This window comes from Prauserella endophytica, from assembly GCF_005146945.1.
Lineage (GTDB): Bacteria > Actinomycetota > Actinomycetes > Mycobacteriales > Pseudonocardiaceae > Prauserella_A > Prauserella_A endophytica.
The window spans coordinates 110,783-125,666 of sequence record NZ_SWMS01000019.1 but is presented as its reverse complement, the minus strand read 5'-3'; the positions used below and the strand labels follow the sequence as shown (position 1 = coordinate 125,666).

13 protein-coding genes and 1 pseudogene are annotated in these 14,884 nt (G+C 66.8%); 13 read left to right on the top strand and 1 reads right to left on the bottom strand.

All coding sequences use genetic code 11. The annotated features are described in order from the left end of the window. The first annotated feature begins 145 nt into the window (after nucleotides 1-145). The 13 genes from FCN18_RS41020 to FCN18_RS28220 all read left to right on the top strand — a co-directional run bounded on the left by FCN18_RS41020 (nucleotide 146) and on the right by FCN18_RS28220 (nucleotide 12,886). Entirely contained in the window at nucleotides 146-457 is a 312-nt protein-coding gene (locus FCN18_RS41020) for an HAD family hydrolase (protein WP_323808380.1), read from the top strand. Continuing rightward, entirely contained in the window at nucleotides 349-702 is a 354-nt protein-coding gene (locus FCN18_RS41015) for a hypothetical protein (protein ID WP_323808382.1), read from the top strand. Before FCN18_RS41020 ends, FCN18_RS41015 begins: the two co-directional genes overlap by 109 nt. A gap of 391 nt (nucleotides 703-1,093) precedes the next feature. Next, nucleotides 1,094-1,477: an acyl-CoA thioesterase gene (locus FCN18_RS28270; RefSeq protein ID WP_158303190.1), complete on the top strand. Its 384-nt coding sequence runs from the start codon at nucleotides 1,094-1,096 to the stop codon at nucleotides 1,475-1,477. A 37-nt stretch (nucleotides 1,478-1,514) separates the two neighbouring features. Next, nucleotides 1,515-2,789 carry an acetyl-CoA C-acetyltransferase gene (locus tag FCN18_RS28265; RefSeq protein ID WP_137096533.1) on the top strand — a complete coding sequence of 425 codons (1,275 nt, stop codon included), beginning with the start codon at nucleotides 1,515-1,517 and terminating at the stop codon, nucleotides 2,787-2,789. Then, nucleotides 2,786-3,277, top strand: a complete 492-nt coding sequence (locus FCN18_RS28260; protein WP_137096532.1) for a MaoC family dehydratase — start codon at nucleotides 2,786-2,788, stop codon at nucleotides 3,275-3,277. Before FCN18_RS28265 ends, FCN18_RS28260 begins: the two co-directional genes overlap by 4 nt. 133 nt (nucleotides 3,278-3,410) lie before the next feature. Further along, complete coding sequence (locus FCN18_RS28255; protein ID WP_267285376.1) at nucleotides 3,411-4,169, top strand: SDR family oxidoreductase; 759 nt, start codon at nucleotides 3,411-3,413, stop codon at nucleotides 4,167-4,169. Nucleotides 4,170-4,315: 146 nt separating this feature from the next. Continuing rightward, nucleotides 4,316-5,875: an AMP-binding protein gene (locus FCN18_RS28250; protein WP_158303189.1), complete on the top strand. Its 1,560-nt coding sequence runs from the start codon at nucleotides 4,316-4,318 to the stop codon at nucleotides 5,873-5,875. Between the two features lie 33 nt (nucleotides 5,876-5,908). Then, nucleotides 5,909-7,495, top strand: coding sequence for an acyl-CoA carboxylase subunit beta (locus FCN18_RS28245; protein ID WP_137096529.1), 1,587 nt, complete (start codon nucleotides 5,909-5,911; stop codon nucleotides 7,493-7,495). 26 nt (nucleotides 7,496-7,521) lie between these two features. Further along, entirely contained in the window at nucleotides 7,522-7,737 is a 216-nt protein-coding gene (locus FCN18_RS28240; protein WP_137096528.1) for a biotin/lipoyl-binding carrier protein, read from the top strand. A gap of 27 nt (nucleotides 7,738-7,764) precedes the next feature. Next, a complete protein-coding gene (locus tag FCN18_RS28235) occupies nucleotides 7,765-9,207 on the top strand; it encodes an acetyl-CoA carboxylase biotin carboxylase subunit (protein ID WP_137096527.1) in 1,443 nt (480 codons plus the stop codon). 830 nt (nucleotides 9,208-10,037) lie between these two features. After that, the gene (locus FCN18_RS28230) at nucleotides 10,038-10,865 is read left to right on the top strand and encodes a crotonase/enoyl-CoA hydratase family protein (RefSeq protein ID WP_407675796.1); all 828 of its coding nucleotides are present in this window, start codon (nucleotides 10,038-10,040) and stop codon (nucleotides 10,863-10,865) included. A 63-nt stretch (nucleotides 10,866-10,928) separates the two neighbouring features. Continuing rightward, entirely contained in the window at nucleotides 10,929-12,146 is a 1,218-nt protein-coding gene (locus FCN18_RS28225) for a YkvI family membrane protein (protein ID WP_137096526.1), read from the top strand. A gap of 119 nt (nucleotides 12,147-12,265) precedes the next feature. Further along, nucleotides 12,266-12,886, top strand: a complete 621-nt coding sequence (locus FCN18_RS28220; protein ID WP_137096525.1) for a TetR/AcrR family transcriptional regulator — start codon at nucleotides 12,266-12,268, stop codon at nucleotides 12,884-12,886. A 195-nt stretch (nucleotides 12,887-13,081) separates the two neighbouring features. Here the strand turns inward: FCN18_RS28220 and FCN18_RS40885 are convergent. Beyond that, nucleotides 13,082-14,669: pseudogene (locus FCN18_RS40885) on the bottom strand (ISL3 family transposase). Nucleotides 14,670-14,884 lie beyond the last annotated feature (215 nt).

Here is a 14,884-nt window from a genome sequence, read left to right as displayed (position 1 = left end):
GTGACCGCTGGCCGGTGACCGAGACCTACTAATCGACACCGCCGGAAACACCGTTCGCGTTACGGACCCGCGTCGCCTTGCGCGATTTCGTGAGTTTGTCGCGCGTCAAGCTTTTTGGCTCAGGGGTTGTGTAGGTGTTCTCCTGGTGAGGGACCGGATCAAGCCGTCGGCCGCCGAGGCCGTCGCGATCCTGCGGCGCAGAGGACTTCGCACGGTGCTGCTGACCGGGGACTCTGAGGCCACGGCGCGGGCGGTGGCCGCGGAGATCTGCATCGACGAGGTACTCGCCGGGGTGCTGCCCGCCGAAAGGCGCGCACGATCGACCGGTTGGGCGAAGGCGGTGCGAGGGTGGCGATGGTCGCTGACGGCATCAAGGACGGCCCCGCGATGGCGAGCGCGGATCTGGGCATGGCCATCGCGAGGGGCAGCGACCTCGCCGTGCGCTCCGCGGACATGATCCTCGTTCGTGAGGACCTGCGCCTGATCTCGGACGCCAGCCGCCTCGCCAACCGCACGCTCACGACGATGCGCGGCAACCTGGCGTGGGCGTTCGGCTATAACATCGCCGCCATCCCGCTGGTCGCGGCGGGAGTGCTCAAGCCGCTCATCGCGGGGGCGGCCATGTCACTGTCGTCGGTGCTGTTCGTGTCGAACAGCCTCCGGCTCCGCTCCTACGATCCCGCTGAGCGCTCTACGTCGTGAGCGAGAGCGGGGTTTCGAGCGACTGCTCGACCCGGAGGACGCCGTGCCCATGCGCTGTCCTGCGTGGACGACACCGACTGGGAGACCGGCACGGTGACGCCCGGGAAGCACGATGAGGAACCCGCGTAGGCCGACCGTCGTGGCGGCGTGAGATCCCCATCACGCGATCGGCTTCGTTCCCGTCCGGCAAGGGCTAGTCAGAGCGGGCGCCGGTATGTATTCTAAATCAACCGATCGAAATAACTCCACGCGCGAGGGTCCGTTCGACATCGGACGACCCGAGCACTGGCATGGGAGACAACACTGCATGAGATCCGCCGCTTCCACCGGCGAGCCGGCAGCCAGCTCGAACCCCAGCTCACCTTCCCCGAGTTCCACCTGCCGTATTCCCTTGCGGTGGCGCGACCTCGACTACCAGGGGCACGTCTACCATGCGGAATATCTCGCGCTGGCGGACGAGGGGCGGACCCGCTGGCTGGGGGAGACGCTGGGCGTGCGCGCCCCCCAGAACTACGTGATCGCGCACATCTCGATCGACTACCTCGCGGAGCTGAACCGCTCCGCGGAGTTCGTCGAGTTCGGTGTGGACGTGGAACACGTCGGCAACAAGAGCGTGCGCACCCGCGAGACGCTGAGTGTCCACTCCGGCGGCGACACCACGATTGTCGCCCGCATGACGTGTGTCTTCCTTCTCTGGGCACCGGAGACCCGTGAGACTCGGCTGCTCACCGACGCCGAACGGTCCACATTGACCTTGCCCCGAACGGTGCCCTGACGATGACCGACACGGAACTCCCTGAAGGAAGGTGCCGATGTTGAACACCCCTTCTCCACGAACACGACGTGTTCTCGGCTCCGGGGGCGGTCAAGCGCCGGTGATCGTCGCGTCGGCGCGAACGCCCATCGGTCGTGCGGTCAAAGGGACACTCAGGAACGAACGTCCCGACGACATGGTCGCGCAGATCATCAGTGCCGCGCTGGGCGCGGTGAGTGGCGTCGTCGAAGAAGGACTTCTCGACGAGGTCCTCGTCGGCTGCGGCTCTCCCGCGGGGGTTCAGGGCTTCAACATCGCCAAGATCGCGACCAATCTCCTGGGGCTCGACCACGTTCCGGGCGTCACGGTGAACCGGTACTGTGCCTCGTCCGTGCAGACGACTCGCCAGGCCGCGCACGCCATCGTCGCCGGTGAAGCGAGATTCGTCGTGTCCGCGGGAGTCGAGTCGTGCACGTCGTACTCGAACTCCGACGCCGACGCCGTCCCCGGCACGATGAATCCCGTCTTCGACGCCGCTCGTGCGCGGACGGCGGAGGCGGAGTCCGGCATCACGGCACAATGGACCGATCCGCGTACGCAAGGCCAGTTGCCGGACGTCTACATCTCGATGGGGCAGACCGCGGAGAACGTCGCCGACGTGTGTGGCGTCTCGCGCGGGGATCAGGACGAGTACGCACACCTCTCCCAGCGCCGTACCTCGGCTGCGCTGGACAGCGGCTTCTGGGCCAGGGAAATCACGCCGTACACGCGTGCCGACGGCAGCGTGGTCGAGGCGGACGACAGCCCGCGCCCCGCGACGACCCTGGACAAGCTCTCGGCACTCAGGCCGGTGTTCCGTGAGCGCGGCACGGTCACCGCCGGAAACGCCTGCCCGCTCAACGACGGGGCGAGCGCACTCGTCATCGGTGGCGAGGACGACGCACGGGCGCTCGGACTCACGCCACGAGCCCGAATTCTCGCGACCGCGGCCACAGGGCTGAACCCCGAGATCATGGGCCTCGGCCCCGTCGAATCGGTACGCGCGGTACTGGAACGCACCGGAATGCGGCTCAGCGATATCGATCTTGTCGAACTCAACGAGGCGTTCGCCGCGCAAGTTCTTGCCTGCCAGCGAAAACTGGGCATCGATATGGACAAACTCAATGTCAACGGCGGCGCGATCGCCGTCGGCCACCCCTTCGGATCGACCGGTGCCCGCGTCACCAACACGATTCTCACCGCGTTGGAGGACCGCGATTTGAGCACCGGCCTTGTCACCATGTGTGTCGGTGGCGGCCAGGGAATGGCCATGATCGTGGAGCGGATGTCATGAACACCGACAACAGTGCCGCCGGCCTTGGTTTCGGCGATCTGCGCGAAGGCACCCGGTACGTGTCCGCCGGTCGCACCATCACCGAGACCGACATCCAGAACTTCGCCGGTCTCAGTGGTGACTTCAATCCACTCCACACGGACGAGGAGTGGGTCAGGGCGAACACGCCGTATCGCGGCCGGATCGCGCACGGTCTGCTCGTACTGGCGATGAGTTCCGGCATGCGTACGCCCGGATACGACGACCTGGACGTTCGAGCGTATCTCTCGGAAGCCCGGGACATGAAGGCTCCTGCCTACCCGGGTGACACGATCACCGTGGTCAACACGGTCTCCGGGCTGCGACCCAGCACATCGAAGCCGGGGCACGGCGTCGTGACGTTCACCGTCGAGGTCACCAATCACCGTAGTGAGGTGGTCCAGCGCGGTACCGACGTGGTGCTGGTCGGGCCAGGGGCCACGGGACAGCGGCCCCCGCCAGCGTCCTGAACCGTCATCGCACGTCCTTCGCCCACAACACGAAAGCCCGCCGCTCATGACCGACGACCAAGTCAGATCAGCCCCCGACCGGCATCCCGGTTTTCCCGCCCCCTCCGATCTCCACGCGGGCAGGACCTACCTCGTGACGGGTGCCGCTCGCGGCATCGGGCGCGCGACCGCCGAGGTCCTGCTCACGCACGGCGCGACAGTCGCGATCGCGGACGTCGATGAGGAAGCCATCACGACTACGGCGCGTGAGATCGAGGCCATGCCCGTCGTGCTCGACGTGACCTCGCGAGAGAGCTGGGAGCAGGCACGCGACGTGTTGACACGGGAGTTCGGCCCGAGATTGGCCGGTCTGGTGAACAACGCAGGCATCACCCGCGACAAAACCCTGTCCAAAATGGATGACACCATGTGGGACAGCGTCCTGGACACCCACCTGCGCGGTACCTGGCTCGGTTGCCAGGTGATGCGGCCGCTCATAGCGGCGCCTTCGGTGGAGGACAGGGCCGGTCAGTCCACTGTCGTTACGGATGCCTACGGCCGCCCCGCCGGTGGTGCGATCGTGAACACCAGCTCGTCGGGGCGGCACGGTTCATACGGGCAAACGAACTACTCGGCGGCCAAGGCCGGAATCGTCGGCCTCACCAAGACTATCGCACTGGAGTTCGCCCGGTTCGGCATCCGGGCCAACTGCGTGTCGCCCGGCCCGGTGGAGACGGACATGACCGCCGGTGTTCCCGACGAGGTCAAGGCAACCTGGCTCGACAGCCTGATGCTGAGCCGGATGGGCCTGCCGCACGAAATCGGGACGGCGACGGCTTTCCTCCTCTCACCAGCGGCCTCGTACATCACCGCGCAAGTACTCGACGTCAACGGAGGTGAATGGCACCCATGAGCGAAGCAGCGTCCTCCTCGCTCGGCGGTACCGTGCGGCGCCCACGTCCCACGGTGGTGGCCAGCCGTGTCCGGCCACCCGTGTTCTCCTGTCCACATCGGAACCCGGAAGCCAGTGAACCCGAGTTTCCGCTTACCTGTCACCACGTGTCCACACCGGTGACAGACCTGCTCGACCAGGTGGCCATCCGCCCGGACGCCGCGCTGCTGCACTGGGAGGGCACCGATGGCGCGGCCGTCACCTGGAGCTATCGCGACTTCGCCGACAGGGCCCGCGCCTGTGCGCGGGTGCTACGCGGCAGCGGTGTCACCGCCGGTGACCGGGTCGCGCTCGTGTGCCGGAACTCCGCGCAACGACAGGCGTGGCAGTACGGCGTCTGGTGGCTGGGCGCGGTGGAGGTGTCGGTCAACTATGAGCTGACCGGCGACCTGATGGCGGCGGTCATCGAGGATGCCGACCCCGCGCTCGTCGTGCTCGACGCCGAGTTGCGCGACACCGTCCCCGGCGTGGGCCGCCGCTTCGACACCGTGGCGGACTTTCCGCGACCCGGCCAGGACGGCGACGAGGACCTCGACCGGTTCGCGCGCGACATCGCGCCGGACACGTTGTGTTCGCTGATCTACACCTCGGGTACGACGGGACCGTCCAAAGGCGTCATGCTCCCGGCCGGGTACCCCGCCGCGCACGGGCACACCATTGCCCACGTCGCGGGTCTGACCCCCGAAGACACCGCCTACTTCGTACTTCCCTTCTTCCATGTGGATTTCCACGTGGTGTTCTCGGCCGTGATCCTCTCCGGTGGATCGGTCGCGATCCGGCGGAAGTTCACCGCACACGGATTCTGGCCCGAGGTGGCCCGGTTCGGCGTCACCTGGACCTGGACCGTAGGCTTCCTGTTCTCCGCCGTCCGCGCCCAGGGGCCCCATGCTGCGGAGGGGACTCCGCTGCGCCGCATCATCGGAGCGCCGATCCCGGAGGGAACCTACGAGTACTTCGAGGACCGGCTCGGTATCGACGTCCTCACTCTCTACGGCCAGACCGAGGCCGACGGCCCGCTCTACGACACGCCCGATCGCCGGCGTCGTGGCGGCGCGGGATGGCCCAGCGTCGGCTTCGAGGTCCAGATCCACGACGAACACGGCCACGAACTGCCCCGGGGCACGCCGGGTGAACTCGTGTACCGCCCGAAGTTTCCGCACATGATGATGCTCGGCTACTGGAACCGGCCGGACGCCACCGCGACCGCCTGGCGAGACCTCTGGGTCAGGTCGGGAGACCGCGCCAGCATGGACGAGGACGGGTTCGTGTTCTTCCACGGCAGGATGTCCGACTCCATCCGCCGCAGGGGTGAGAACGTGAGCGCCTACGAGCTGGAGGAGATCCTGCGCAAAGCGCCCGGTGTCGGGGAATGCGCGGCCGTCGGCGTGGCGGACGAGTTCTCCGGTGAGCAGGAGATCAAGGTGTTCGTCGTTCCTGCGGAGCCGGACGGCCCGGGCCCCGTGTTCGACATCGCCGCATTCGAGGCGTACTGCCGCGATCACGTCGCCCCGTACGCGATGCCGAGGTTCCTGCAGCTCACCGAGGCGGCCAACATCGTGCGCTCACCGGGAACCCAGGTGGTGCAGAAACACCGCCTGCTGCGTGCGGTCGCCGAAGCCGAAGAAGCGACCGGCGTCGCGCCCACCGTCCACACGCTCGACCTCTAGCAGCAGTACGGCCCGTGCCAGGAAGGACCATCCATGACGAACGACAAACCGGAGATTCCGCCCGAATGGCAGGAAAAGCTGGCCCAGTTCGAGTGGCGGCGCGCTCGTGCCCGTGAGCTCGGCGGCGCTCGCCGGATCCGGCGAGCACACGACCGCGGTCAGCTCACCATTCGCGAGCGGCTGGCCAAAGCCACCACGTCCTTCCACGAGATCGGCGAGTTCGCCACCTACGACGATGTCGACGCGCTGGGCAACCTCCGCAGCCAGATGCCGGCGAGCTATGTCATGGGCCTGGGAACCTTTGCGGGCCGCCACGTGGCGATCGGCGGTGAGGACTTCACCGTGCGCGCGGGGGCGCCGCAAACCTATTTGGACCGGATGAAGGGCGGTCTCGGCGGTTTCGTCGAAGACCTCGCGCATGAATACCGGATCCCACTCGTGATGTTCATGGAAGGTATCGGTGGTGACATCGCCGCCTCCGGCGAGAAAGGACACTCCTATCTGGTGTCGTCACTGAGCTGGGGCCGCTCCTACGAGCTGCTCGGGGAAGTGCCGGTACTGGCCATGGTCAGCGGTTCGTCCGCGGGCGGGACCGCGGGCCGCACCGTGCTCTCGCACTTTTCCGTCATGACGAAGGACTCCGTGTTCTTTGCGGGCGGCCCGCCGCTGGTCGAACGCGCGCTCGGCAAGTCCGTCGACAAGTTCGAACTCGGTGGCGCGGCGGTCGCCACGCGTTCCGGAGCGATCGACAATCTCGCCACGGACGAGGACGACGCGATCGAGCAGATGGCGCGATTCCTGTCCTACCTTCCGCAAAACGTCTGGCAGATGCCGCCGCGCACGCCATCCGATGACCCCGTCGACCGGCCCATCGACGAGATTCTCGGCAGGATTCCCACGAGCAACCGACGGCCCTACAAGGCCACGGACATCATCACCCCGATCGTCGATGTGGATTCCTTCTTCGAGATCGGCAAGCACTGGGGCAAGGCCGTGACGACCGGATTGGCCAGGATCGACGGAATTCCGGTCGGCATCATCGCGTCCAACCCCATGCATCTCGGGGGCGCGATGGACGCGCAGGCCGCAGAGAAGCAGATCCGGTTCGTCGACATGTGCTCGACCTTCCATCTCCCCCTCGTGTACTTCGCGGATGTGCCGGGATTCATGGTGGGACCCGATGCGGAGCGGGCCAACGTCGTCCGCTGGGGAATGCGGGCCATCCAGAGTCTCATCGAGGCGGAGGTTCCCGTCGTCACCATCCAGGTGCGCAAGGCGTACGGCATGGCGGTGTCGGCGACGTCCGATCCCGACGGGCTGTCGCTGCGCATCGCCTGGCCGACGGCCGAATGGGGCGACCTGCCCGTGGAAGGCGGCGTCGAAGCGGGCTTCGCCCGCGAAATCGAGGAGTCCGACGACCCCGAGGCCTATCGCGCCGCCATCAACGAGAACTTCCGGAACATCGCGGATCCCTGGCGGACCGTCGAGGCGTTCGGCGTCGAGGCGATGATCGATCCCCGTGACACGCGCGTCATGGTCGCCGACTTCCTCAACGCCTCTCTGCACCGCGTACAGACCGACCTGGGCCCGCAACAACGGCAGTGGCGGGTCCGTCCCTGACAACGCCGATCACGAAGGAGCACACTATGGCAGCGGAATCGCTTGCCCCCGCCGACGGTCTCGTCTGGAAGATCGTGAAGAAGGCAGGGGACACCGTGAAGCAGGGTGAGGAGATCGTCATCCTCGAATCTATGAAGATGGAGATCCCCGTGACGGCTGAGGCCGACGGCACCATCACCAGGCTGCTCGTGGAAGAGGGCCAGGCGGTGGAAGAAGACGACACCATCGCCGAGGTGGAGTAGGCGTTCCCGCCTGTCCGACAGCCCTTCTTGTTCCGGCAGCCCGTATCGACCAGGAGCGAATCCGCCATGTTCGACGCAGTTCTCGTGGCCAACCGAGGGGAGATCGCGGTCCGCGTGATTACCACTCTCGACCGGCTGGGAATTCCCAGTATCGCCGTCTATTCGGAAGCTGACCGCGACGCCAGGCACGTCGAGCTCGCCGACGACGCGGTGTGTATCGGGCCCGCACCGGCCGCCGAATCGTATCTCGACGTGGCGGCCCTTCTCGATGCCGCGACACGGACCGGAGCGGACGCGATCCATCCCGGATACGGGTTTCTCGCGGAGAACGCGGAGTTCGCGCGCGCCGTCGCCGACGCGGGCATCACCTTCGTCGGACCCCAGCCGGAGATCATCACGGCGATGGGCTCGAAGATCAACTCGCGCCGGATCATGGCCGAGGCGGGGATATCCACCGTTCCCGGCCTGCTGGATCCCGTCGATTCGGTGGATGCCGCCCTGGCCGCCGCAAGCGATGTGGGCTATCCGGTCGCCGTCAAAGCGTCCGGAGCGGGCGGCGGCAAGGGATTCCGCGTCGCGCATACGCCCGTCGAGCTGCCCGCCGCGTTCGAGGGAGCACGGGGCGAGGGCGAGCGGTTCTTCGGCGACGGCACGGTGTACCTGGAGCGTTACCTGGCCGACCCGCGTCACGTGGAAGTGCAGATCCTCGGCGACGCGCACGGCAACGTCGTGCACCTGTACGACAGGGACTGCACCATCCAGCGCCGACACCAGAAGCTCGTCGAGGAAGCTCCCGCCCCCGGGCTCGGCGAGGACTTCCGCCGGCAGGTCTGCGCGCAGGCGGTCGAGGCGGCCCGGGCCGTCGGCTATGTCGGCGCAGGCACCGTCGAGGGGCTCGTGGCCGCGTCGGCGAATTCCGGCTCTGAGTTTTACTTCCTGGAAATGAACACACGAATCCAGGTGGAGCACGGGATCACCGAACTGATCACCGGCGTCGACATCGTCGAGCAACAACTGCGTGCCGCGGCAGGGGAACAGCTTTCGGTGCGACAGCACGACGTCCGGATCGAAGGCCACGCCATCGAGGTACGGATCAACGCCGAGAACGCCGCCAAGGGCTTCCTGCCAGCCGGAGGCACGATCACCCGGTACGAGGAACCCACCGGTCCGGGTATCCGGGTCGACTCGGGAGTGCGTGAGGGTACGCGGATTCTGCCGTTCTACGACTCACTGCTGGCCAAGGTGCTCGCGCACGGGGCGACCCGCGAGGAGGCGACGGCGAGGCTGATCGAGGCGCTGGACGATTTCGTGCTGGAAGGTCCGAAGGCGACACTGCTGCCGTTTCACAGGGCGTTGCTGGGTACGGAGGCGTGGGCAAGCGGAAGTTCGGCGCGCGAGATCACCTCGGACCCGGTGGCCTTCATGGAAGCCGTCGCGGCGAACGAGGCCGCAAGGGGGACACCGGCATGACCGAGCGGTTCGAGTTCGACCATCTGAGCATCGCGGTCCGGCGTCCTCTCGCCGCGGCCGGGCTGCTGAGGGCCGAGTTCGGCGCGGAGCCTCTCACCGGCGGCGTCCTTCCTCAGTTCCGTTACCTGCTCATGCATCTCGGCGATGTGCCGGATGGCGAGATCTGCGGCGGCAGGCTGGAGCTGATCTCCACGCCGCAGGATCCACCCGAGAGCACGGCTGCTTCCGGCTTCCTGCATCGGTTTCTCGCCAAGCACGGTGAGCGGGCACACCACCTGTCCTTCAACGTCCCCGGCCTGCGCGCGGTGCGTTCCGCCCTGCACGACGCCGGGTTCGCCACCACACGAGAGGATCTCGATTTCCCGGACTGGCAAGAGGTCTTCCTGCCGCCGGATCAGCTTCACGGGGTGCTTATCCAGGTCGCGTCCACGCCGACACCGATCCGGACGGAGAATCTGGTCGGCACGCGGGAGCGGGACTGGTCGTCGCTGCCCAACAACCGAGGGGCCACCGATCCGGGATGGTGGGAGCCGCTGTGGGACACTCCGCCGCCCCGGCACGGGAACACCGGCCGGCTCGGTCCCGTCGTGGTGGGTACGAGCGACCTCGCCCGTTCCGATGTGCTGTTCAGGGAAATCCTGCGCGGTGCACCGGAACCGGTCTCCCTTCCGGGCGCCGTGGCGCGGAAGTACGTATGGCCCACCGGGTCGATCATCGTTGTCGAGGGTGAGCCCGGCGTTCACGGTGCCGTGGTCACTGTTCCCGGCCGTGAGCCCATGGCGGTGGGCCGGGTCGGAGACGTTCGGCTCGCCGGTCGCCCGGGAGACCTCGTGGGGAAACGTTCCGGCGCACCGGTACGCGCACGGCCCCCGGCACCGGACTTCGTCCGCAGGGACGACCGGGTCGCCGGGGTCGCGCACGTCGTGATCGACCGACCGGAGGCTCGCAACGCGATCAACACCGAGGTAGCCTGGCAGCTCGGCGCCGAGTTCGACCGCTGCGACGACGATCCGGCCGTCCGGGTCATCGTCCTGTCCGGCGCCCCGCTTTCCGACGGGCGCGGCATGTTCAGCGCGGGTCTGGACCTCAAGGCGTTCGCCGCCAGCGGCGACGTCGGCGAGATCCCCGGTCGCGGCTTCGCCGGTCTGGCCGAGCGTCCGCCCGCGACGCCGGTGATCGCCGCCGTCGAAGGGTTCGCGCTCGCGGGCGGGTTCGAGATCGCGCTCGCGTGCGACCTGATCGTCGCCGCCGCCGACGCGCGGTTCGGGCTGCCCGAAGTCACCCGAGGACTCGTGGCCGACGGTGGGTCACTTCTCCGTCTGCCAGAACGCATCCCCGCCGCACTGGCCATGGAGATGGCCCTCACGGGAACCGACGTGGCGGCGGAAACCCTGGAACGCTGGGGAATCGTCAACCGCGTCGTTCCCGGCGGCGAGGCCGTCGGCCAGGCCCACGAGCTGGCCTCGGCCATCGCGCGCAACGCGCCCCTGGCTCTGACCGCGACCAAGCGGATTCTGTCGGGCGCTTCCCGCGCGGTCGACCACGAGGCATGGGCGTGGCAGCGCGCGATCGCCGAACCCGTATGGACATCCGATGACGCACGCGAAGGCGCGTCCGCGTTCGCGGAAAGGAGGAATCCTAAGTTCCGCGGTAAATAGCCGCGGAGAAGCACCCCGATATATTCCCAAATTTTCTATTCCCATTCTTCTGGGAGGACCCCTATGTCGTCGGCCATTTCTCATCCGTCGGGTAATCCGAGTCTTTTCAAGCGGGTCCTGCTCGCCGGTCTCGTATTCCAGTCCGTCGCCATCGGCGGCGCGTATGCCACCGGCAGGGAGACCGTGGAGTACGCGGCGAAATTCGGAACGCTCGGCTGGATGTCGGTCCTCGGCACCTTTGCGCTGCTGGCGGTTTTCGCATATCTCGTCTTCGAGCTGTGCCGGAAATTCCGGGTCTTCGAATACAGGGGTCTGCTCAAACTTCTCATCGGCCCGTTCTACTGGGTGTACGACTTCTTGTATCTCCTGTTGGGTGTCACGATCATCGGCGTGCTCATCAGCGCGGCGGGCAGCATCATGGCGGACACGTTGAGCGTGCCTGTATGGATCACGTCGGTCGGACTCGTCGCGATCGTCGCCGTCGTGTTGTTCTTCGGCCAGGCCGTCGTGGAGCGGTTCAACTCCACGGGCACCGTCCTGCTCACGGTCGGGTACGTGTTGTTCGCCGTGCTGGTTCTCACGGTGAAGGGTGACGACCTTGTCGCGAACTTCCGGGATTCGGCGCCGCCGCTCGACCCGGACTCCACGGCGTGGAGTTCGATCTCCTCCGGACTCATCTACGGCTCGCTGTATCTGTGTATCTTTCCCGCTGCCATGCCGGTGATGCGATTCGCCAGGGCCAGGAAGGACTCGTTCTGGTCGGCGATCAACCTGGGCTGGCTCATCGCGTTACCGTTGTTCCTCACCTACTTCGCGGTCATGGCCTTTTATCCGGACCCCGCCGTACTGGACGCGCAAATACCGTGGCTGAGAATGCTCTCCGACTACGGCCCCTGGGTGGTCATCGTGTTCGGCCTGCTCGTGGGCTGGACACTGCTGGCCACAGCCGTCGGCCTGGTTCAGGGCGCGCTCAACCGGGTCAGCGTGAACCTCGAAGACTTCGGCCGCAAGCCGCTGACGCGCAAGGGTAACGCGGTAACCGCGGCGGTCACGCTCATCGTCGCGATCGTCATCAGTCAGGCGGGAATCGTCGATCTCGTGGCCAAGGGATACACGGCCGGTGCGTGGGGAATGCTCATCGTCTTCGGTTTGCCGCTGCTCACGCGCGGCGTCTGGCTGATCGTCAAGGGCGCCCCGGCCACCGGAAACACCGGGGACGGCGGAAACACCGGGGACACCGCGTCCCCCGGGGCCGAGCAAACGAGCGAGGGCATGCGATGACGAGGTGCTACCGGCCGCCGGCGGCGAGAGGAGGCGTTGCCGTGGCCGGTTCGGAGGCCACGGCAACGCCGTGAATACAGTGATGGGCGAGACTCGGACGACGAAGAGGACAGCGGAAGATGCCGAAGATCGTAGATCACCAGCAACGCAGGAACGAGATCTGTGATGCGGTACTCACCCTCATCGCGGAGGGGGGAACGCGGGCGGTGACTACGCGGGCGGCCGCCGAGCGCGCGAGGTGGTCGACAGGAACCGTCAACCATTATTTCCACAACCGGGAAGCGCTCATGCTCGGCGCGTTCCGGCGGGCCGCGCATTTGCAGGGAAAAGAGCTCAAGCGATTGCTCCAGGATTCGACGCTCACTCCTTTGCAGAAACTGCACGGAACGATCGAGGCGACATTGCCGCTCGACGAACGACGGGTCGCGCTTACCCGGATCTTTCTCGACTACTACGCGGAGACCAACGCCGTCGAGGAAACGCACGACGAAGTCGTGCAGTACCTGCGAAATTGGCGGGGAGTCGTCACACAGATCATCGACGAGTGCAAAGCCGACGAGTCCATCCCGAGTGTGCGGTCGTCGGAAACCCTGGCCACCGAACTGGTCGCGCTCACCGACGGCCTTTCCATGCACGCGCTGCTCGACCCGAGCGTGCTTTCCCGCCTTGTCGACGGTCAGACCCTGACGATCAGCTTCATCGATGAAGCCTGGGGCCCGATCCGGCTGACGGGAGCCTGACCTGACCCGGCGATCCGGGCGCTGTCAGGTCGCGTCGGGAAGGCTCGCGTATTCTTCGATGCGGGTGACGAGGCCGTTGTCGAAGCGGAAGGGTACACGGCGGCGTCGACGCGCAGGAGCGCTCCGTCCTTCATGGTCACGTTCACGGCGTGCTACTGGAGGACTTCGCCTGGCCCGGAGAACTGCCGGGTGATGTCATAGCGCATCGACCGGATGGGTTCGATCTGGGCCGCCATGCCGCAAATGTTCTCCTGGATCGTCGAGTCGGTGTCGGAGGAGTTCGAAGCCGGCGCGGCCGTACATCTGCCGCTTGATCATTTTGGTGCGGGTGTTGACGCCTTCGGTCCTGCCGTTGTGATGCGGCGTGCTCAGCGCGGCGCTGACGGCGTCGAAGTCCTGTTTCAAGCCGCGGACGAAGGAATGCACATGCGGTAGTTCGCTGCTGCGCGCCGAGTCCATCCACGCCCGGAGCCTGGCGGGGTTGGTCTGCTCGGGTGTGAGCAGGGCGGCGAACGCGGCGACAAGGTCGCGGACAGCGGCGATCTCGGGACACGCGGCGGCGATGTGGTGGAGGCGTTCGCGTTGCCGGTCGGTGAGCTTGGCCGGTCTGGCCAGCAGCAGGCGAGCCGCGCGCCGGGGTGAGAGATGTTGTTGCTTGTCCTCGGCGCGGCCTTTGGTTGAGGTAGCGGGTCAGCACGTTCGCGCTGCCTGGAAAGCCGAGTGCGCGGATCTCGGCCAGCAGCTGTGTCACGGGCACGCCAGGCTGCTCGGCACGCCGCTGCCGGAGGTGATCGCGGTAGGGATCGACCAGCGTGGGGCGGTATTTCGGCACACGCTGCATCCGAGTGGGTTCGCTGGCGCGGGCATAGCGCTTGACAGTGTTCAGAGAAAGATTCAGCCGCCGGGAGCACTCCAATAGTCCGTGACCTTGCTTGAGCAGGTCATGCACCTGATGCCAGGGCTCGATGTGGTGCGAACCCGCGGCCCGTCCTGGACACCGGTTGCTCCGGCCCAGCAGGCAGAGTGGGCCGCGACCTCTTTGACCGCTGCTTCAGCCAGGTTGTGCCACAGATGCCACCGGTCCGCGACCTGCTGCACGGCCGGGTCGGCGTCGCGGACGGCTTGGGCGTAGGTGTTCGATCCGTCGCGGCACACGATCTCGACGCCGGGATGGCTACGTAGCCAGTCGGTGACCACGCTCGCGCCACGGCCGGGCAGCACGTCGATGCGGACGCCGCTGTCGGCGTCGATCAACACCGTGGTGTACTGGCGGCTGCGACGCACAGCGAAGTCATCGATCCCCAGCACCCGCGGCACCGTTCGCTCGGGCACGGCGATACCCGACAACGCACGCACCGCAGTGTCCTTGCCCGCAGCGATTCCCATCACGGGTAGCAACCGAGCCGACGCGCGGCCCGCAAGCTCTCTGACGATGCCGCGCAGTTGCTCGCTCAATCGCACCGTGCGGCGTTGATAGCGCTCCAGCACACCGGGGACCTGCTCGCGGAACGTCTGCCTCGCGCAGTCCTGCGCGCGACAGCGCATCCGCCGCACCGTGACGCGGACCAGCACCCGCCGCCCGTCAACGGGCACGTCCGCCCGGCACCCGCTGATGAAAGGCATGCACGTGCCCGGTGAGGGTGCCGCAGGTCGGGCATCGCACTGCGCCGCCCCGGGTGCACGCGTGAACCACAATCACCTCGCCGGCGTCCTCGATCCCGTTGATCGTCAACGCCGTCAACCCCGAAAACACCGCCCCAACCAGCACATCCGCATCGATCACGCACGATCTTGATCAAGCCGACCTCCTGCGTCGGCCGCCGACACGCCCGACCCACCACCGAAAGTGCGCCAGAGCCACGGAAACCGTGCCAAAGCCAAGATTCACGTGCCGTTGACAGTGAGCGTGATTGATCCGGCGACGACCGTGCCGTCAACCAGTTCACCAGTTCGGGAACTCCTTCGGAGCCCCGCGGGGCATTGGTGCTCATCGCGGCT

Bases quoted from the DNA above. Each gene is read 5' to 3' on its own strand.
- FCN18_RS28240 (WP_137096528.1), top strand. From the start codon at position 7,522: ATGGCAGCGGAATCGCTTGCCCCCGCCGACGGTCTCGTCTGGAAGATC.
- FCN18_RS28260 (WP_137096532.1), top strand. From the start codon at position 2,786: ATGAACACCGACAACAGTGCCGCCGGCCTTGGTTTCGGCGATCTGCGC.
- FCN18_RS28265 (WP_137096533.1), top strand. From the start codon at position 1,515: ATGTTGAACACCCCTTCTCCACGAACACGACGTGTTCTCGGCTCCGGG.
- FCN18_RS28225 (WP_137096526.1), top strand. From the start codon at position 10,929: ATGTCGTCGGCCATTTCTCATCCGTCGGGTAATCCGAGTCTTTTCAAG.
- FCN18_RS28220 (WP_137096525.1), top strand. From the start codon at position 12,266: ATGCCGAAGATCGTAGATCACCAGCAACGCAGGAACGAGATCTGTGAT.
- FCN18_RS28245 (WP_137096529.1), top strand. From the start codon at position 5,909: ATGACGAACGACAAACCGGAGATTCCGCCCGAATGGCAGGAAAAGCTG.